The 18,052-nt window shown below is 59.4% G+C and carries 19 protein-coding genes and 2 tRNA genes; 11 read left to right on the top strand and 10 right to left on the bottom strand.

All coding sequences use genetic code 11. From position 1 onward, the window contains the following. Positions 1-19: 19 nt before the first annotated feature. On the bottom strand, positions 20-502 hold the full coding sequence (locus LA304_RS05870; RefSeq protein ID WP_224502177.1) for a hypothetical protein: 483 nt from the start codon (positions 500-502) through the stop codon (positions 20-22). 135 nt (positions 503-637) lie between these two features. On the opposite strand from LA304_RS05870, the gene LA304_RS05865 reads away from it, so the two are divergent. From LA304_RS05865 to LA304_RS05820, 10 genes are all read left to right on the top strand, one after another. After that, on the top strand, positions 638-940 hold the full coding sequence (locus LA304_RS05865; RefSeq protein ID WP_224502176.1) for a hypothetical protein: 303 nt from the start codon (positions 638-640) through the stop codon (positions 938-940). Positions 941-1,015: 75 nt separating this feature from the next. After that, positions 1,016-2,326 carry a homoserine dehydrogenase gene (locus LA304_RS05860; RefSeq protein WP_224502175.1) on the top strand — a complete coding sequence of 437 codons (1,311 nt, stop codon included), beginning with the start codon at positions 1,016-1,018 and terminating at the stop codon, positions 2,324-2,326. A gap of 252 nt (positions 2,327-2,578) precedes the next feature. Then, positions 2,579-3,550, top strand: a complete 972-nt coding sequence (glpX, locus tag LA304_RS05855; protein ID WP_224502174.1) for a class II fructose-bisphosphatase — start codon at positions 2,579-2,581, stop codon at positions 3,548-3,550. 116 nt (positions 3,551-3,666) lie between these two features. After that, positions 3,667-5,412: a single-stranded-DNA-specific exonuclease RecJ gene (recJ, locus tag LA304_RS05850; protein ID WP_224502173.1), complete on the top strand. Its 1,746-nt coding sequence runs from the start codon at positions 3,667-3,669 to the stop codon at positions 5,410-5,412. Positions 5,413-5,491: 79 nt separating this feature from the next. Continuing rightward, a tRNA-Glu gene (locus LA304_RS05845) sits at positions 5,492-5,566 on the top strand. A 306-nt stretch (positions 5,567-5,872) separates the two neighbouring features. Continuing rightward, positions 5,873-7,180, top strand: a complete 1,308-nt coding sequence (locus tag LA304_RS05840) for an extracellular solute-binding protein (RefSeq protein ID WP_224502172.1) — start codon at positions 5,873-5,875, stop codon at positions 7,178-7,180. Positions 7,181-7,250: 70 nt separating this feature from the next. Beyond that, complete coding sequence (locus LA304_RS05835) at positions 7,251-8,132, top strand: ABC transporter permease subunit (protein WP_224502171.1); 882 nt, start codon at positions 7,251-7,253, stop codon at positions 8,130-8,132. An 11-nt stretch (positions 8,133-8,143) separates the two neighbouring features. Further along, positions 8,144-9,034: an ABC transporter permease subunit gene (locus tag LA304_RS05830; protein WP_224502170.1), complete on the top strand. Its 891-nt coding sequence runs from the start codon at positions 8,144-8,146 to the stop codon at positions 9,032-9,034. A gap of 11 nt (positions 9,035-9,045) precedes the next feature. Next, positions 9,046-10,146 (top strand): ABC transporter ATP-binding protein, encoded by a 1,101-nt coding sequence (locus tag LA304_RS05825; protein ID WP_224502169.1) that lies wholly within the window; start codon positions 9,046-9,048, stop codon positions 10,144-10,146. 53 nt (positions 10,147-10,199) lie between these two features. Continuing rightward, a complete protein-coding gene (locus LA304_RS05820) occupies positions 10,200-11,150 on the top strand; it encodes an endonuclease/exonuclease/phosphatase family protein (protein ID WP_224502168.1) in 951 nt (316 codons plus the stop codon). Positions 11,151-11,211: 61 nt separating this feature from the next. Here the strand turns inward: LA304_RS05820 and LA304_RS05815 are convergent. From LA304_RS05815 to LA304_RS05795, 5 genes are all read right to left on the bottom strand, one after another. Continuing rightward, a tRNA-Glu gene (locus LA304_RS05815) sits at positions 11,212-11,286 on the bottom strand. A 124-nt stretch (positions 11,287-11,410) separates the two neighbouring features. Continuing rightward, complete coding sequence (locus LA304_RS05810) at positions 11,411-12,397, bottom strand: GGDEF domain-containing protein (RefSeq protein WP_224502167.1); 987 nt, start codon at positions 12,395-12,397, stop codon at positions 11,411-11,413. Positions 12,398-12,400: 3 nt separating this feature from the next. Next, complete coding sequence (locus tag LA304_RS05805) at positions 12,401-12,985, bottom strand: heme NO-binding domain-containing protein (RefSeq protein ID WP_318010678.1); 585 nt, start codon at positions 12,983-12,985, stop codon at positions 12,401-12,403. 119 nt (positions 12,986-13,104) lie between these two features. Further along, positions 13,105-13,827, bottom strand: coding sequence for an HAD family hydrolase (locus LA304_RS05800; protein WP_224502165.1), 723 nt, complete (start codon positions 13,825-13,827; stop codon positions 13,105-13,107). 1 nt (position 13,828) lies between these two features. Then, positions 13,829-14,113 (bottom strand): DUF3572 domain-containing protein, encoded by a 285-nt coding sequence (locus tag LA304_RS05795; RefSeq protein ID WP_224502164.1) that lies wholly within the window; start codon positions 14,111-14,113, stop codon positions 13,829-13,831. Between the two features lie 131 nt (positions 14,114-14,244). On the opposite strand from LA304_RS05795, the gene LA304_RS05790 reads away from it, so the two are divergent. Continuing rightward, the gene (locus LA304_RS05790; protein WP_224502163.1) at positions 14,245-15,630 is read left to right on the top strand and encodes a diguanylate cyclase; all 1,386 of its coding nucleotides are present in this window, start codon (positions 14,245-14,247) and stop codon (positions 15,628-15,630) included. 35 nt (positions 15,631-15,665) lie between these two features. Here LA304_RS05790 and LA304_RS05785 read toward each other — a convergent pair whose 3' ends face one another. The 4 genes from LA304_RS05785 to LA304_RS05770 all read right to left on the bottom strand — a co-directional run bounded on the left by LA304_RS05785 (position 15,666) and on the right by LA304_RS05770 (position 18,024). After that, positions 15,666-16,193, bottom strand: a complete 528-nt coding sequence (locus LA304_RS05785; protein WP_224502162.1) for a periplasmic heavy metal sensor — start codon at positions 16,191-16,193, stop codon at positions 15,666-15,668. Positions 16,194-16,195: 2 nt separating this feature from the next. After that, positions 16,196-16,609 (bottom strand): hypothetical protein, encoded by a 414-nt coding sequence (locus LA304_RS05780; RefSeq protein WP_224502161.1) that lies wholly within the window; start codon positions 16,607-16,609, stop codon positions 16,196-16,198. Continuing rightward, positions 16,596-17,186, bottom strand: a complete 591-nt coding sequence (locus LA304_RS05775) for an RNA polymerase sigma factor (RefSeq protein WP_224502160.1) — start codon at positions 17,184-17,186, stop codon at positions 16,596-16,598. Before LA304_RS05775 ends, LA304_RS05780 begins: the two co-directional genes overlap by 14 nt. Before the next feature lie 85 nt (positions 17,187-17,271). Further along, entirely contained in the window at positions 17,272-18,024 is a 753-nt protein-coding gene (locus tag LA304_RS05770; RefSeq protein ID WP_224502159.1) for an EF-hand domain-containing protein, read from the bottom strand. Positions 18,025-18,052 lie beyond the last annotated feature (28 nt).

Raw genomic sequence — 18,052 nt, 5'->3', positions numbered from 1 at the left:
GCTGCCGCATTGGGCGCGATCAGGCGATACGGTCGCCACCTGCTACACGCGCGCCCAAAACATCAGCCATCGCTTTGCCCTCACCTGCCGGGGTGACGCCACCAACACCGATCCGCTTGCCAAAGCGCCACCAAAGTCCGGGAACCCAAGCACGCTGGCCCGACGTTTTGAGATGGATGACAAATCCGTTGGAGGGCTTGAAGGCAAACGTGCCGCGCTCAACCTTGGCAATGTCGGAGATACGGCAGATTTCGCGGCGGCTTCCGCCGTCTTCTTCTAGGAGCGCTTCTTCCGTCAGAACAAGGCGACGCGATGAGCCGCTCCAGACCATCCATGAGACAAAAAGCGATCCGCCCCCCAGAACCAACAGAAAAATGCGCCATCCGAATGTTGGCCCTTCCGGGCGTAACGCCACCCAGAGCACCAGAAGCCCGAGCACCCCCAACATCAGGGTCGCGGAGACGCGGCGCATTGCGGACGGGGTCAGGCTGAGTTCGGACATTGGGGTCTACCTCGGAGAAATGTGCTCCCTCCCCCTTTATCGCGCCCACCTCATGAGCGAAAGCCGCATTGTCCCGCGCGCCGCATCGGCGTAGACATGAACACCTATTCCGAGTGCGCCAGATCCGAGAGAGTAATGACGAAATCGATCCGCCATTTTGTTGCCGTCGCCCTGATGACTGGCGCTGCCGCTGTGAGCGGGTGTTCCCAAGAGCCGGACCTCACGAAACACATCTCCCACACAACAATCCAGAGCGAGTGGCCGGTCCTTTTGCCGCAAAGCGCGCTGCTTCCAGAGACCCCGGAGGCCCCGGAAACAACAGAACGGCGTCTGGAACTTTTGGCGCAGGCAGAGGTGCTTTTGTCGAAACCGGCACTGACTGCCTCAGAGCGTTCATGGCTCAGAGCCATATTGGCCGAACTCGAAGGCCTCTCCTGATCGATTCCCGCAGTTGCGCCGCTCGCGCATCAAGGCTATCAGGGCGTGCAAATCTGTTACCTGCGGAGCACCTCCATGTCCAAGTCACCGTCTTCCCAATCCCCCCTGCGCATCGGCATTGCAGGTCTGGGCACCGTTGGCACGGGTGTGATCAAAATCGTTCAGCGCAAAGCGAACCTCCTGGCACAACGCGCCGGTCGCCCGGTGGTGATTACGGCGGTTTCCGCACGGTCGCGTGACAAGGATCGCGGCGTCGATATTTCGGGTTTCGCTTGGGAAGATGATCCTGTTGCCCTCGCCGTCCGAGATGACGTTGATCTGTTCGTCGAGTTGATGGGCGGTTCTGATGGCCCTGCAAAAGCCGCGACCGAGGCCGCACTCGCGGCTGGCAAAGATGTCGTGACCGCGAACAAAGCCATGCTCGCCCATCACGGTCAGGCGCTCGCTGAAAAGGCAGAGGCCAAAGGAGCTGCGCTCCGGTTCGAAGCCGCTGTGGCAGGCGGCATCCCTGTGATCAAGGCTCTTACCGAGGGCCTCGCAGGCAACCGGATCGAGCGCATCATGGGCGTCATGAACGGCACCTGTAACTACATCCTGACCCGCATGGAAAACGAAGGCCTCGCCTACGAAGAAGTGTTTGAGGCCGCGAAAGCCCTCGGTTACCTTGAAGCCGATCCGACGCTCGACGTGGGCGGGATCGACGCGGGGCATAAGCTGGCCATTCTGGCGTCCATCGGCTTTGGCACGCAGGTCGATTTTGACAACATGGTGCTCGAAGGGATCGAGCGGATCACCATCGAAGACATTCGCCACGCCGCAGACATGGGCTACCGCATCAAGCTTCTTGGCGTTGCCCAGATGACCGGTCGCGGGCTGGAGCAGCGCATGACACCTTGCCTCGTTCCTGCGCTCTCGCCGCTTGGTCAGTTGGAAAACGCAACAAACATGACCGTGCTGGAAGGCGACGAAGTGGGTCAGATCGTTCTGCGCGGTGCAGGCGCTGGCGAAGGCCCGACTGCTTCCGCTGTGATGTCCGACGTCATGGACATCGCCCGCGGCATTCGCGTGCCGACCTTCGGCGTGCCTGCGGATGCACTCGAAAAAGCAACCCCCGCTGTCGCCGCGACCCCGGCGCCGTTCTACCTGCGCATGTCGCTGCTCGACAAACCGGGCGCTCTCGCAAAGATCGCAGCGGCTCTTGGTGATGCGGGCGTCTCTATCGACCGTATGCGCCAATACGGTCAGGACGCAGACCCCGATGTCGCACCGGTGCTGATCGTCACAGACGCCACATCGCGCGCCTCTCTGGATGCAGCGCTCGACGGAATGAAAGCGACGAACGTGCTTGCGTCCGAACCTGTTGCGATCCGCATTGAGCACGTCTGAGAAGACGCTCGAAATCACAAGATCAGAAAGAGCGCTGCCCCCAAAAGGAGCAGCGCTCTTTTCCTTTCCGAACAGCACAGTCCGATCCCGCGCCGAAACCAATTTGTTACAAATCCCTCAAATCACGCAATGTTAGCGCTAAAAAATTGATGTTAGCGCTGCGGCACCACCCTCACCCTTGCCCGAGCGCGGAACATATGGTCAGGAAGAGGGGTAATTACTTCCGTCCGCGCAAAAGGGACCAAAACTACCATGTCGCAAACGCCCACCTTCTACGATCGTATGCTCTCTCTCGGCCTCGCCCGTGTTGCAGAACAGGCCGCCATCGCCTCCGCCGACTACGTCGGCCACGGGGATGAGAAAGCCGCAGACCAGGCCGCTGTGAACGCAATGCGCGAACAGCTCAACTCTCTCGACATCCAAGGCGTTGTGGTGATCGGCGAAGGAGAACGCGACGAAGCTCCGATGCTCTACATCGGCGAGAACGTCGGCAACGGGAACGGTCCGGCTGTGGACATCGCACTTGACCCGCTCGAAGGCACGACCCTCACCGCGCTCGACATGCCGAACGCGCTGACCGTCATCGCAATGGCCCCACGCGGCACGCTCCTCCACGCACCGGACGTGTATATGGACAAACTCGCTATCGGCCCGGGCTACCCGACCGATGTCGTCTCCCTCGACATGACCCCGACCGAGCGCGTCGAAGCCCTCGCAAAGGCGAAAGGCGTTGCTCCGAAAGAAATCACTCTCTGCATCCTCGACCGTCCTCGCCATGAAGACATGATCGCGGAACTGCGCAAAACCGGCTGCGCGATCCGCCTCATCACTGACGGTGACGTGGCGGGCGTCATCCACTGCGCCGAAGCATCCACCGGCATCGACATGTACATGGGCTCCGGCGGTGCGCCTGAAGGCGTGCTCGCCGCATCCGCGCTCAAGTGCATGGGTGGCCAGATGTGGGGCCGCCTGTTGTTCCGCAACGACGACGAGCGTGGCCGCGCTGCGAAAGCCGGCATCACCGACCTCGACAAAATCTACTCCCGCGACGAACTCGTCACCTCAGACGTGATCTTTGCCGCAACCGGCGTGACCAACGGCTCCATCGTCGACGGCATCAAGCGTGAGCCGGGCTACCTGACGACGGAAACGATCCTTATGCGCTCCAAAACCGGCTCCATCCGTCGCATGACCTATCGCAACCCGACGAAGAAGAAAGCCTGATCCGCTTTCCAATAAAACGCTAAAGATATTAAGACGGCTCTCCACTCGGGGAGCCGTTTGCCATTTGAGGACCCAATTGAATTGCATCGACACCAAAGGTGAGAGATACATCTCCCATGCGTGATTTCCTCGATGTTTCCGCCTCTCTCACAGGTCGCCGATGGGTTGGCCCAAGCACTGACCTGATCCGTCAGGCCGAGTTCCTCGTCCAACAGACCGGTTTGCCTCTCGCACTCTGCCAAACGCTCGCGCGGCGGGGAGTAGAACCGTCGGAGGCAGAGAGCTTTCTCGAACCGAAGCTGAAAGACCTGTTGCCGGACCCGCTGTCGCTCAAGGACATGGGAACGGCGGCGGAGAGGTTTCTGCGCGGGGTTAAAGCCGGTGAAAAGATTGCTGTCTTCGCGGATTACGATGTCGATGGCGGCACCTCAGCGGCACTCCTGATCACATGGCTACGTCAGATGGGACGGCCCGCAACGCTCTACATTCCTGACCGGATTGATGAGGGCTACGGCCCCAACGAGCCCGCGATGGCGGATCTCGCAAAGGATCACGACCTGATTATCTGCGTTGACTGCGGGACGCTCTCACACGACGCAATTGCGGCCGCTGTCGGCGCCGATGTGATCGTTCTAGACCACCACCTCGGCGGCGAAACCCTGCCCGAGTGTGTCGCGGTTGTGAATCCAAACCGTCAGGACGAAAGCGGCGATCTCGCACACCTTTGCGCGGCCTCCGTCGTCTTCCTCATGCTCGTCGAAGCGGGACGCCAACTACGCGCGGAAGACGTGCGTGGGCCGGACCTGATGGCGATGCTCGATCTCGTCGCACTCGCGACAGTTGCGGACGTCGCACCCCTGATCGGCGTGAACCGCGCCCTCGTGCGTCAGGGTCTCAAGATCATGGCGCGTCGCGGCAGGATCGGCCTCCGTGCGCTGGCCGATGTCGCACGCATGGACACCGCCCCAACGTCCTATTCTCTCGGCTTCCTTCTTGGCCCACGCATCAATGCGGGCGGACGGATCGGGGCCGCTGACCTCGGCGCACGCCTCCTCTCGACCGAAGACCCGAATGAGGCGCAGGCCCTCGCGGAACGACTCGATGCGCTCAACACCGAACGGCGAGAGATTGAAAACAACGTGCGGGTCGAAGCACTCGCGCAGGCCGAATCCCTCGGAGAAAACGCACCGCTCATCTGGGCCGCTGGAGACGGCTGGCATCCCGGCGTTGTGGGCATCGTCGCTTCGCGTCTGAAAGAGGCCACGAACCGCCCGTCTGTTGTGATCGGCTTCGATGAAGACGGGATCGGGAAAGGATCCGGACGTTCCGTGTCCGGCGTTGATCTCGGCGCATCCATTCAAAGGCTCGCAGCTGAGGGACTTCTCGTCAAAGGCGGCGGCCACAAAATGGCCGCAGGCCTCACTGTGACGCGTGAGAACCTTGTCCCCGCGATGGATCGTCTCGCTGAACTCCTCGCAAAACAGGGCGCTGGAGAGATAGGGCCATCTGATCTCAAACTCGACGGGATGCTGATGCCGGGTGCCGCTCAGATCGACCTGATCAACCGCTTGGAAGCCGCTGGCCCGTTTGGCGCCTCCGCCCCCGCCCCGAGATTCGCTTTCCCCGATTGCGTGATCCATTTCGTGAAGCGTGTGGGCGAAAGCCATCTGAAAGTCAGCTTTTCTGACGGCACAGGTCCACGCATTGATGCAATCTGTTTCGGCGCATTCGATGGCCCTATCGGTCCAGCGATTGAGCGGCATGGCGGAAAGCGGTTCCATTTGGCGGGCCGTTTGGAGGTCAACATATGGGGCGGACGCCAGTCTCCCCAGCTCCGTCTCGAGGACGCGGCAGAGGCCTGACAAAAAATATTTCGAAACGCGCAGATTCCCCCTTGCGGAGGCGCGCGGGTTTTTCTACATACCCGCTCACACCAAGCGCGGTCCGTTCGTCTATCGGTTAGGACGCCAGGTTTTCAACCTGGAAAGAGGGGTTCGATTCCCCTACGGACTGCCACTTTTCCCTTACAATTATACGATATATACCCATTCGATTGCTCAGCAATTGCAGAGCGTTTTCTCGTGCTGTTTCGGCGGACGGCTCCGCCTTGCGTAGGTGGGCAGCTGTGAAAAAGATTGTCAGATCAGATTTTCAAGTTTTGTCTAACCGATAAAAAAACGTCACCTAACCATCACATATCTCCGGCATCAGGGCGCCAGTGTCGCCCGGCACAGCCTCAAAGCCATTGGGCTTTCTTGTCTCGGGCGGATGCAATCCAGACCCTTCGCCCGTTCACGGGCATGAGAAAAACCGGAGATACTGATGGATATGCTCAAATCCGCGGCCCTCACCGCCGCGTTCGCCCTCACGGGCACCACCGCATTTGCAGAAACCGAGATCACTTGGTGGCACGGCATGGGCGGTCACCTCGGTGACGTGGTCAACCAGATCGCAACCGACTTCAACGCCTCGCAAGACGATTACAAGATCACGCCGGTGTTCAAAGGCTCCTATGAGGAAACGCTGACCGCTGGTATCGCTGCGTTCCGCGCCAACGAACAGCCGAACATCATGCAAGTGTTCGACGCTGGCTCCGCAACTGTGATTGGTGCCAAAGGTGCGACCGTTCCGGTTCAGGATCTGCTCGTGGACAACGGCGTCGACTTTGACATCGAAGACTACATCTCCGGCGTTCGCTACTTCTACGCCGACAACAACGGCAAAATGATCGGCATGCCGTTCAACTCCTCCTCGCCGGTGATGTATTTCAACGAGCAAGCTCTCGAAGCCGCTGGTGTTGAAGCGCCAGTGACCTATGAAGAATTCGAAACCGTGACCGCTCCGGCTCTCAAAGCCGCTGGTTACGTGCCGCTCGTTCAGTCTCACCTGCCGTGGGAATTCTCCGAAAACTTCTTCAGCCGCCACAACCTGCCGTTCGCCACGAACGACAACGGCTATGCCGGCGCTGAAGGCACCAAGATCCTCGTGAACACCGAAGAGTTCGCGATGCACTGGACCCACGTCAAAGAGTGGCTCGACGAAGGCTACTTCGGCTACTACGGCACCGGTTGGAACGACAACCAGGCACAGTTCGAAGAAGGCAAAGTTGGCCTTTGGATCGGTTCTTCCGGCTCTTTCGGCGGCCTGATGGCGAAAGACCTGCCGTTCACCTTCTCCGCAACGAACTTGCCGTACTGGTCCTCCATCACCGAAGAGGGCTACCAGACTTTCATCGGCGGCGCGGCTCTGTTTGCAATGTCCGGAAAATCCGCTGAAGAAAACAAGGCGACTGCCGAGTTCTTCCGCTACCTGACCTCCTCGGAAGTCCAGTACATGTGGCACCGTGAAACCGGCTATGTGCCGATCACCGAAGCTGCTTACGAGATGGCAAAAGAAGACGGCCACTATGACCGCTTCCCGGCTGCTGAAACCGGCATCAAGCAGCTGATGCTCACCTCCGGCGAAAACACCCGCGGCTACCGCATGGGTTTCTACGTTCAGATCCGTGACATCGAGAACCGCGAATTCGGCCGCATCCTATCCGGCGAAACCTCCGTCGAAGACGCTCTCAAAGCGATCGAAACCGAAGGCAACGCACTTCTCGAGCGTTTCGCAAAAACCCAAGGCTAAACCCCTTGCATCGAACACCGCCAACGGCCGCCCTTTCGCGGCCGTTGGATCTTTTACGAAAGGCTGAATTATGAAACGTGCAGGTTTTTCCACGCGTTGGCTTCCGATCCTTCTGCTTGTGCCGCAGCTGTCGATCATTCTGTTGTTTTTCTACTGGCCCGCTGGTTACGCGATCAAATCGTCCTTCTATCTGCAGGATCCGTTTGGCTTCGGCCAAACCTTCGTCGGTCTGGAAAACTATACCTCGCTGACCGCTTCTTCTGAGTATCTCAAAGTCGCGCGTTTCACGTTGCTCTTCACGGTCCTCGTGACCTTCTTCTCCCTCGCGCTGGCGCTTCTGCTCGCTGTCAAAGCGGACAATGTCATCCGGGGCGCAAAGACTTACCGCACACTCCTCATGTGGGTCTACGCCGTCGCACCGCCCGTTGCGGGCTTCATCGGCCTGATGATGTTCAACCAGCGCTGGGGACCTTTGACCGAACTCTTCGGCGCACTCGGTTGGGATTACAATCTCGGCGTCGATTACTCTGATACGGCATTCGCGATGGTTCTCGTGTCCGTTTGGAAACAAGTGCCGGTGAATTTCATCTTCTTCCTCTCCGGCCTGCAAAGCATTCCCAAAGCTGTCCGAGAGGCCGCACTCATCGACAATCGCTCCGGCACGCGCCGCTTTTGGGATGTGACCTTCCCGCTGCTCGCGCCGACCGGTTTCTTCCTGCTGATCATCAACATCACCTATGCGCTCTTCGACACTTTCGGTGTGGTCGACACCCTCGTGAAGGGAGAGCCCGGCAACAACCCGATGACCCTCGTCTATAAGGTTTATGTCGACGGCTTCCGCGGCAATGACCTTGGCGGTTCGTCCGCGCAATCGGTCATCCTGATGATCCTCGTTCTCGCGCTTACGGTGTTCCAGTTCCGCATGGTCGAACGCCGCATCCACTACACCTGAGGCTGACACAGATGGCTGATATCACGTCTAAATTCACGCGCTCGCGGAGTCTTCCGCGCGTCAAGTGGTCCCAAGTTGTCGATCATGCGATCCTCATTGCAGGCGCGCTCTTTATGATCGTCCCGCTTCTCATGGTGCTCCAGACCACGACGACGAGCGACATCGAAACCATGCGCCATGGTCCGAGCCTCATGATCGGCACGGAGCTCGACGACAACTTCCGCAAAGCGATGTTCGAGGCCTCAGGCTTTTCCGGTGAGAATTCCGGCATGTCGATGCTCATGAACTCGCTGATCCTCGGGATCGGGTTCGCGGTCGGCAAGATCGTCATTGGCATGATGGCCGCCTACGCGATCGTCTATTTCCGTCTCCGGTTTGCGACCATGGCCTTCTGGCTCATCTTCACGACGCTCTTGCTGCCGCTCGAAGTGCGCATCCTGCCGTCCTACGAGATCACGCAGAAGCTCGGGTTGCTCAACACCTACACCGGCCTGATCGTGCCGCTCATCGCCTCCGCGACCGCAACGTTCTTCTTCCGTCAGTTCTTCCGTTCTGTGCCCGAGGAACTGGTCGAGGCCGCGCGCATCGACGGGGCGGGGCCGGTCAAATTCTTCATCGACGTTCTGGTGCCGCTCTCCCAAACCATGATCGCGGCCATGTTCATCATCATGTTCGTCTACGGCTGGAACCAATATCTCTGGCCGACAATGGTGACGACAGAAGAGAGCATGTACACGCTCGTGCGCGGCATCAAACAGATCGTCCAAGTTCTCGAAGGCAACGAAATCCCCCAATACGGGCGTGCGAACATGCTGGCGATCATCGCCGTCATCCCGCCGGTTGCCGTCGTCATTTTCTTCCAAAGCTGGTTCGTCAAGGGCCTGACAGACTCCGACAAGTAAGGAACACACACATGGCTCAAGTCACTTTGGACGCCGTCCGCAAAATCTACCCGAATGGCGTCGAAGCCGTCACACCCGCAAGTTTCACCATCGAAGACGGCGAGTTCGTCGTCCTCGTCGGCCCCTCAGGTTGCGGGAAATCCACTCTGCTGCGCATGATCGCGGGGCTTGAGGAAATCTCCGAGGGGGACCTCAGCATTGGCGACCGCATCGTCAACGATCTGGACCCCGCCGACCGCGACATCGCGATGGTGTTCCAGAACTACGCGCTCTACCCGCACATGACCGTGCGCAAGAACATCGGCTACGGCCTCAAAAACCGGAAGACACCGAAAGATGTGATCGAGGCGAAGGTTCAGGAGGCTGCAGCGATTTTGAACCTCACCGAGTATCTTGACCGCAAACCGGCTCAGCTCTCCGGCGGCCAGCGCCAGCGCGTTGCCATGGGCCGTGCCATCGTGCGCGACCCGGCTCTGTTCCTCTTTGATGAGCCGTTGTCGAACCTCGATGCGAAACTGCGCAACCAAATGCGCATTGAAATCAAGGCTCTCCAGCGTCGTCTTGGTGTGACCTCGATCTACGTCACCCACGATCAGGTTGAAGCCATGACCATGGCGGACCGGATCATCGTCCTGAACGGCGGCAAGATCGAACAGATCGGCACACCGTCCGAGATCTACCACGATCCGGCCTCGACCTTCGTGGCCTCTTTCATGGGCGCACCGCCGATGAACCTGCTGGCCGCTGAAATGATTGACCGTGTTCTGGTGTTCGCGGGACTCTCCGTTCCGATCTGGACGACCGCCCGTGGCCCCGTTCAACTCGGCATTCGTCCGGAAGACCTCCGCCTCGATCCCGAAGGACCGCTGCAGATGGAAGTTGATCTGGTCGAAGAGCTCGGCGCACACCGTCTGCTGCACGGTCACATTGATGATCAACGCCTCACCGTGCACCTCTCCGAAGACACCCCGGTCCAGACCGGCCCTATGCGCCTGTCCTGCCGCGTCGACAATCTCTGCCTGTTTGATCCTGAAACGGGACGTCGGCTCGTAACAGCGCTCCCTGACGCTGCAGAGAGCCCCGTAGAGGCCCAGAGCGAGACCGCGTGGTAATCCTGTCGGACTCTCAGCTCGCGCCCGTCACGGAGGCGCAACGGGCGCGGATCATGTCCGCGCCCAAGACGGCTGAGGCGCATCGCGAACTCTTGGCGGCTCTGCCCGCAATGAACGCAGTCCAAACAGGCGGCACGGCAAGTGCCGCCTCTCTTCCGGCTCAGATCCGTGCGGTTGCATGGAACGCTGAACGATGCCTTTTCCCAGAGGCCTCCGCCGCACTGCTCGCGGACTATCGCCCCGACGTCGTGCTTCTCTCCGAAGTGGACCACGGCATGGCGCGCACCGCTCAGCGGCATCCGACCGAGGTCATGGGGGCAGAGTTAGGTATGACCTACGCCTTCGGCGTCGAGTTTCACGAACTCGGGCTCGGCGGGCCGACCGAGCGCGGGTTTTGCACAGATGAATTCAATGAACTGGGCTGGCACGGGAACGCGATCCTGTCCAAAGTGCCCTTTGAGAAGGTGACGATGGTCCGGCTCGACGATCACGGGCATTGGTTCACACCGGAAAGCGGCGCCGCCGACCCAGAGCAGCCTCGCGTTGGCGGACGGATGGCGCTATTGGCGATCATACCGACCGAAACGGGCCGGATGTGCGTGGTGAGCACGCATCTCGAGAGCAACGCGGGCAGTGCGCATCGCGCAGAGCAGTTCAAACGCCTCCTCGATGCCATTGATGTCTTTGCACCGGACATGCCCGTCCTGATCGGCGGGGACTTGAACACCGGCAACCGACGGCCGCCCGACTTCGATTGGCAGAGCGAAGAGCTTTTCGAGAACGCAAAGGCCCGCGGCTACGACTGGTCCTCGACACCCGACGGCTTCACCACACGCCCGAGCCTGATTACCCCGCATCCAACGCGGAAGATGAAGCTCGACTGGTTTGCCACGCGCGATCTATCACCGGTCACGTCTGAACTCGTGTCCGCTCTTGATCCGGATGGAAAGCCCCTGTCCGACCATGATGCCGTTTCTTGCGAAGTCACAGTGCCGTCCGCATAAGGTCGGCACGAAGCACACAGGACATCTGTGAGCAGAGGAAGCACTTCAATGTCGGGGAAAGTGGCAGTCCGTAGGGGAATCGAACCCCTCTTTCCAGGTTGAAAACCTGGCGTCCTAACCGATAGACGAACGGACCGCGCTTGGTGTGAGCGGGTATTTATGAGATGCTGCGCCTACGCGCAAGCGGTTTTTCGATAAAAAAAATATTTCTGTCATGTGCGGGCTTCGGCGCAGCCGTTTCCTGCATCACTGGCGGCCTCCTAAACGCCGGAATGAAGCTCCGGATCAAACATGGTTGCCAGCGCGCGCCCTCCCCGCTTTGAGCTATAAAGCGCCAGATCGGCATCATGACTCATCTTCTCTGCCGTAGGATGGCGGTATTGCTCGGTTGTGGCGATGCCCACCGATCCGGAAATCCGGCAGAACGCATCATGGAACGGAATCGGCTCTTCAAGGCGTGCGATCAATCTCCTGGCCATGTTCAGAAGTCGGTCTGGCGACGTCAGGTTTTTCAAGAGAAAGACGAATTCATCTCCGCCGATCCTCGCGATGACATCTTCCTCGCGCGTCTCCTCATTCATGATCTTCGCGACTTCTCTTAGAACCGCATCCCCTGCCGCATGTCCGAGGCTGTCGTTCACGGATTTGAAGTAATCAAGATCAAGATGCATGAGCGCGAACGTTGTGCGACGGCGTAAGAATTCTTCAAACGCCTGATCAAACGCGCGCCGGTTTCTCAGTCCGGTCAACATATCTGTGCTCGCCTGTTCTTCAGCGGCGAAACGGGCGCTTTGAAGACGCAGGTTCAACTGCTTCGTTTCATGAAGGACTGCAGATTTCGCCTCGACAAGATACAGCATCTCGATCGCGAGATCGGTGTGCGCGAAATCCCCGGCCGTGAACCGATAATCCGCCACTGCGTCCACGATGGAGATACCGAACGAGAGATTCAAAACACTCAGGTCGGACTGCCGGACAGGCATCGCCATGCCTTTCAATTGCGTCGGGATACCCGTCCTGAATTTGATGTAGAGCTTCGCGTGGTGAGGCACCGGGCCCTCTCCCGTCCCGCGACCATCATCATGGATGGAAAAAATGTCGCTGAGAGAAGACCCCACGAACGGCACGCAGCGTCGCATCTTCTCCAACGTCGGCCCGATATGCAGAATTATGCCCTCAGAATCATAGAGCACATGCATCGGCATAAACGTGTCGAGAAATTCGGGCTGTAGGATCGTGTTGTTCATTGCTCAGCCCACCGCGCGACCGGCCAGTTCGAATTGGCGTCCCTCTGAATAGGTGGCCTCTAAAAGATTGATGGTGATGATCTCCTCGCCGGAATCCTTCCACCCCGCATGCTCCAGGAAGACCAACGCTCCGTAGTCATCTGCCATCGCGCGCATCACGCCGACCATGGCGTAGCCAACGCCCGGCATCGTGCCCATGCAGGTCATGCGAAAGGTTCCGTCCTTCAGATTCTCAACCTTGAGCGACGGAACTTCGAGGTCCGGCAGAGCGAGTTTCGCGCGACCTTCCAGATCATTTAGGGAGAAGAGAAATTCGACGAAGTTTTCGCCGCCAAAACGGAGCAATCTGCGAATGGCTTCAAGGTTGGGGTGGGAGACGAGATAGGTGCCCAGATCCTCGAAAAAGGTCTCGACCGGTTTTTTGAGTTCACGCGCAGCCTGACCAAGCACATCAAGCGTCAGTTGATCTCGATAATTGAGCATCGGCTCGAAGTTGGCAAACTCGAGCCCTGCGCTGTCGGTAACACGTTGCCAGGTCTGGACGCCGTAAGTGTCCGTCACAAAGCACTGAATCGCGCGATTTATCATCCCGTGCATATGCCCATCTCCCGTTCGCCGAGGACTGGAGTAGGCATATGGAATTAAAAAATTACCAACATTCCCAAAAGGCTCTAGAAATTTCCGCCAAAGCGCAACCAGAGCGAGTGTCAGTCGAGCGTGGACAACCAATCCGGCAACTCAGCAATGCTCTCAAGCACGACATCCGCATGCGCATCGAGATCGCCACGCGTCGCCACCCCCGTCAGAACACCGACGCACAGCATACCCGCCGCACGGCCCGCTTCGAGATCATGGAGGCTATCGCCCACCATCACGCAGGCTTCCGGCGCAATCCCTAGACGCGCCGCCGCGCCTCGGCACGGATCCGGCGCCGGTTTGCCACCGTAACCGCTATCGTAGCCGATCACTTCACGAAAATGCGTTTCGATCCCTATACTCACCAGCTGATCTTTCGCTGCAACTTCAAAGTCATTGGTCACAACAGCGAGCGACAGACCGCGGCCCGTGAGCCATTCGCACACTTCCGTGAGGCGCGGGACAGCGACAGGATTGAAATCCTCGGGCTGCGGCTCCAGCCACCGGAGAATTTCCGCGTCCGTCCTCTGAGGGAAACAGGGGGAAAGAAGCTCAAGCACGTCGTCGGGCGTCCCTGCGATCACACGGCTGTCCGCCAGAAAAGAGGCGTTCGCCATATCGACCCCGAGCACCTTTGCGACGCGCGTCTGGTGGTCGCGATCGTCTCCACACATGCGCTCGATTGCCTGCACGGCCCACGGCCCCCAGCTCGCCTGAAAATCGATGAGTGTTCCGTCTTTATCAAAGAGGATGGCTTGGATCGGCTGCTGCAATCCCGGGCGCGGATTTGACATATCAGGTCCAGTTAATCTCTGCTCCACCCGGCAGAGCCTGTCGCGCGCGCATCGGGTCTTCGGGCGCGAGACCAGTGTCTTCGGCACAGCTTTGAACCCATGCGTCATCCATCGTTACGAAATCGAGAACAGCGGAAAAGAGCTCTGTCTCCTGCGCCGCAAGACGCTCCCGCAACTCCTGCTCGGAAATTCCCGTGGACCCCATAAAAACAGGGAAAAGCTCATCCTTCGAGATGAGCCATGTCAGGACTTTGATACCGATGATTTCGGCGGTTTCTTGCTTCATGTCAGGGGGCCACTCGGTGCTTCGAAACAGTTTATTAACCTTTCTGGCCCAGTTTCTTAACCAAACGCAACAGCGTAACGCGAAAGTTGACAGTGGCGGGAACAGAGAACGACCGTTTCGGAGAGGACAGAATGGCTGGCAGGATCCTCATTGCAGATAATGTGCCAACGAACCGCATTATTCTGAAGGTAAAACTGGCTGCCGCGTTCTATGATGTGAGCCAGGCAGCGAGCGGCGCGGAAGTGATTGAGCGCGCCGAGAGCGAGCGCCCGAACCTCATCATTCTCGATCTGACGCTCGGTGACATGAGCGGTCTGGAGGCCTGCTCGCGTCTGAAATCAAACCCCGTCACCGCCCATATCCCTGTCGTCATCATCATCCCCGCCATCGACAGCGAAGCAAAGATTTCGGCCCTGAAAGCGGGCGCAGACGAATTCCTGATCAAACCGATTGACGACCTGACATTGACCGCCCGTGTGCGCGCGCTCGTGCGTGCCTCCGCGACGTCTGACGAACTCCGGCGCCGGATGGAGACCGCGCGCGCCCTCGGCTTTTCCGAAGCGCCGCGCGCGTTTGAGACGGCGGGTCGTATCATGCTCATCGGACATAATACCGAAGAGGCGATGATGTGGCGGGCTGGGCTGAAGGGGCTCATCCACGATGAAATTATCCTCGAGAAAGCAAATCGCGCGCTCGAGCGTGTTTCGAAAGGCGAAACAGCCGACGTCTATGTCATCTCTGCACGCGCGAGCCGGCGCGAGGGGTTGCGCCTGATCTCTGATCTGCGGGCCCGTGAGGCCGCGCGGAATGCGGGTATCATCGTGGTGCATGACCAAAGGCATCGTCGAGAAGCTCTCATGGCGCTTGATCTCGGAGCGAATGATCTGATCCCACACGGCGCCGATCCGGAAGAGATGGTGCTCCGCCTCCGGATGCAGCTTCGGCGCAAGCGGGAAAGCGATATGCTCCAACGGACGGTCGATGAGGGGCTGAAACTCGCGACGCAGGACAGCCTGACCGGCCTATCGAACCGTCGCTATGCGATGCCGCATCTGGAGCGGATCGCGCGCGAGGCACGGACACGAAATCAACCCTTCGCGCTCATGCTGATCGATCTGGACCGTTTCAAAAGCGTCAATGACAGATACGGACACAGCACCGGAGATGCCGTACTGATCGAGGTGGCGCATCGGCTCCGTGACAATCTGCGCGGCATGGATCTCATCGCACGTTTCGGCGGCGAAGAATTCCTCGTGTGTTTGCCCTGCACGACGTTAATGGAGGCCCGCGCCGTTGCTGAGCGGCTGCGCAATGAAATCTTCGCCATTCCTGTGGCCCACGCCCCCGACGGCACGCCTGTTTCCGTGTCGGCCTCAATTGGTCTGGTGATGGGGGACGCACTCCCGGACTCGTCGCCCGCCCCAATCGCTCACCTGATCGAAGTCGCGGATCGCGCGCTCTATGTGGCGAAAGCCGAGGGCCGCAATCAAGTGACCCTCGGCCCCTACGCCGCATAAGGTGAAAATCTTTCCACTGAGCGCCTCGACTTACCTCAGTCTCTTTCCGGCCCGTGATCTTTGTGGTCCCCTTTGAAAGAGGGCGCGCGCGGCGGACGTTTCAGGGCCTCATCGAGCCGGTCGGCATAGGCGCTCCGAGCTTCTGGTGTCATGTCCGAGATTTGCTCGGCCACCAGACGTGTGCCGATCTCCTGCCGGTCCGCGAAACCGGTCTGCAAGTCAAAGAGCAGCCCTTCGAATGCGCTCTGGTCAAACGGTTCGGTCCGCAGGACATCCAGCATTTCTTCGAAAAGCGCCTGCGCCTCTTGCCGCGCGGCGCGCGCGTCACCCGCGTTCCTTGCGAACGCGCGGCCAAGATCACGACGCTGTTCCGGATTGAAGGCGCCCATAAAGGGGCCGAAGCTCATATCGCGCACCTGAACCTCACGGGCGCGATCACGCCCCTCATCCCATCGCAGAGCTGCGCCACCGACGATCCCGAGGATCACGATGTTGAGGGCCAAAGAGCCAACCAGAACCACGCGGCTCCACCGGATGCCCGTTTTCTTCGTCTCATCCGTCATCATCATCCCTCCGCAGCGAGTTCATAGAAACTCGGAACCAGATCATCGAGACCATACCCGTTTACGGCCTCATCATAGACACTTGTCGTATCCGCATATCCTGTCGCGAGGCTCGTGACCGCTCCTGGTGCTCCGAGACCGATGGCGATGCCCGTGACACCTGCAGTTGCGAGGCCCGCAACGGCACGCCATCCGCCGAGCGCAGCCACCGCAGCCGCAATCAAAGGATGACGGGTTTTCGGACGTTGCGCGTCGCGTCGCGAAACCTCTTGCGCGTCTCGCGCGTCGATTTCCGCGTTCGCATCGCTCAGGATACGTGCCATCAATGCCTCGGACGGTGTTTCGACCGTCTGCTGCGCCTCTGCAAAGAGCGCATCTAGCATTTCGTTCATCTGTTTCTCGTCACGATCCGTCATCTTCGAACCCCAATCTTTCGCGCTCGGAGGCCAAGGCCTTTGCCAGCGCTCTCTTGCCTCGCGCGGTCAAACTTTCGACCGCTTCGACGCTGATGTCCAAGGCCTCGGCAATCTCCGGATTTCCAAGCCCTTCGATATGGCGCATCACAACTGCCTGCCGTTGTCGGTCCGGCAACGTTGCCAGCGCCTTTTCAAGAGCGGACAGACGTTGACGTGTCATAATTTCCGCCTCTTGGCTCGGCCGGTCGTCCTCCGGCTCCGCAATTTCATCTAGTCCCGTTCCGCGCGCTTTCCGCAAGCGGTCGGTGCACAGGTTTGTCACCACACGGTAGAGCCATGTTGTGACCTTCGCTTCGCCCTGCCGCCATTCCGGCGCAATCTTCCAGAGGCGCAGCATAGCTTCTTGGGCGACGTCCTCGGCCTCTGCCCGATCCTTGAGTATCCGCGCCGCATATCCCAAAACTCTCGGCGTCAACCGATAGGTCAGAACCCGCGCAGCCTCTCTGTCTCCGTTGCCAAAAGCAACGAGCAGGGCCTCATCAGAGACATCATTAAGGGCGTCAAATGGCATCTGCATTACCGGCTCTGGGTAACGGAAACCCTTTCAGGCGTCCATCGTCTAGGGTGGAGGAGAGGCAATCTGCCTCTCCTCTCCCGATTGCTTAGTTCGCGTCTTCAGCGGGCTGGTCCGGCTGGATGAGTGGCGGCTGGCCATTCATCGGGCCCGTTCCGTCCATCGGTCCCATGCCTTGTCCCATACCGGGAGCCATGCCTTGACCCTGCATCGGCCCGTGCGGGTGCTGGCCATACACCTGACCGCCCTGCGGCATCATCCGCTGACCGTGCATTTGGGCGAAGCGTTGGTGGTCATGCTGACCGCCCATCCGCTCCATGCCACGGCCCATTTTGCCACTGTTCTGGCCCATCATCGCGCCCATCCGGCGTTGCTGCGCATTGGCAAGTTCGTCCTCGGAGAGCGCGCCATCGCCATCTGCGTCCAGACGATCAAACAGGCTGAATTGCGGACGGTTCTGAAGCTCTTCCTGGCTCAGAACGCCGTCGCCATCGGCGTCACGGCTCGCGATCATTTGCGCGGCGCGGGCTTGCTGGCGGGCGATGCGCTGTGCTTCCTGATGCGCAAACAGCTCATCTGCATCGACAGTGCCGTTACCATCCGCATCAATCTCGGCGAAACGTGCCGCTTTCATAGCGTCGATTTCGTCCTGGGTGATCTTACCGTCTTCATTGGTATCGATAGACGCAAAATCGAATTGCGGGCCGAACGGCATGCCGCCCATGGCCTGACCTTGCTGCATTTGGCGGCCCTGCATCGGAGCGGCCTGAGCGATAGCGACAGTAGCGCCCCCAACAACGGCAACGAGCGCAAGCGCAGATACAAACATATGACGTTTCATTGTAGGTTTCCCTTTTCTAAAGCTACCC

Origin of the sequence: Celeribacter litoreus, assembly GCF_020165855.1 — a bacterium.
Classification (GTDB): Bacteria; Pseudomonadota; Alphaproteobacteria; order Rhodobacterales; family Rhodobacteraceae; genus Celeribacter; species Celeribacter litoreus.
Note: the sequence above shows the minus strand (reverse complement) of the source record. Positions and strands in the feature narration are given on the sequence as shown.

Excerpts from the sequence above, each read along its gene's own strand:
- LA304_RS05805 (WP_318010678.1), bottom strand. The coding sequence starts at position 12,985 with ATGATAAATCGCGCGATTCAGTGCTTTGTGACGGACACTTACGGCGTC.
- LA304_RS05770 (WP_224502159.1), bottom strand. The coding sequence starts at position 18,024 with ATGAAACGTCATATGTTTGTATCTGCGCTTGCGCTCGTTGCCGTTGTT.
- LA304_RS05830 (WP_224502170.1), top strand. The coding sequence starts at position 8,144 with ATGGCTGATATCACGTCTAAATTCACGCGCTCGCGGAGTCTTCCGCGC.
- LA304_RS05865 (WP_224502176.1), top strand. The coding sequence starts at position 638 with ATGACGAAATCGATCCGCCATTTTGTTGCCGTCGCCCTGATGACTGGC.
- LA304_RS05870 (WP_224502177.1), bottom strand. The coding sequence starts at position 502 with ATGTCCGAACTCAGCCTGACCCCGTCCGCAATGCGCCGCGTCTCCGCG.
- LA304_RS05795 (WP_224502164.1), bottom strand. The coding sequence starts at position 14,113 with ATGAAGCAAGAAACCGCCGAAATCATCGGTATCAAAGTCCTGACATGG.
- glpX (WP_224502174.1), top strand. The coding sequence starts at position 2,579 with ATGTCGCAAACGCCCACCTTCTACGATCGTATGCTCTCTCTCGGCCTC.
- LA304_RS05825 (WP_224502169.1), top strand. The coding sequence starts at position 9,046 with ATGGCTCAAGTCACTTTGGACGCCGTCCGCAAAATCTACCCGAATGGC.
- LA304_RS05800 (WP_224502165.1), bottom strand. The coding sequence starts at position 13,827 with ATGTCAAATCCGCGCCCGGGATTGCAGCAGCCGATCCAAGCCATCCTC.
- LA304_RS05820 (WP_224502168.1), top strand. The coding sequence starts at position 10,200 with ATGTCCGCGCCCAAGACGGCTGAGGCGCATCGCGAACTCTTGGCGGCT.
- LA304_RS05790 (WP_224502163.1), top strand. The coding sequence starts at position 14,245 with ATGGCTGGCAGGATCCTCATTGCAGATAATGTGCCAACGAACCGCATT.
- LA304_RS05780 (WP_224502161.1), bottom strand. The coding sequence starts at position 16,609 with ATGACGGATCGTGACGAGAAACAGATGAACGAAATGCTAGATGCGCTC.
- recJ (WP_224502173.1), top strand. The coding sequence starts at position 3,667 with ATGCGTGATTTCCTCGATGTTTCCGCCTCTCTCACAGGTCGCCGATGG.
- LA304_RS05810 (WP_224502167.1), bottom strand. The coding sequence starts at position 12,397 with ATGAACAACACGATCCTACAGCCCGAATTTCTCGACACGTTTATGCCG.
- LA304_RS05835 (WP_224502171.1), top strand. The coding sequence starts at position 7,251 with ATGAAACGTGCAGGTTTTTCCACGCGTTGGCTTCCGATCCTTCTGCTT.
- LA304_RS05840 (WP_224502172.1), top strand. The coding sequence starts at position 5,873 with ATGGATATGCTCAAATCCGCGGCCCTCACCGCCGCGTTCGCCCTCACG.
- LA304_RS05860 (WP_224502175.1), top strand. The coding sequence starts at position 1,016 with ATGTCCAAGTCACCGTCTTCCCAATCCCCCCTGCGCATCGGCATTGCA.
- LA304_RS05785 (WP_224502162.1), bottom strand. The coding sequence starts at position 16,193 with ATGACGGATGAGACGAAGAAAACGGGCATCCGGTGGAGCCGCGTGGTT.
- LA304_RS05775 (WP_224502160.1), bottom strand. The coding sequence starts at position 17,186 with ATGCAGATGCCATTTGACGCCCTTAATGATGTCTCTGATGAGGCCCTG.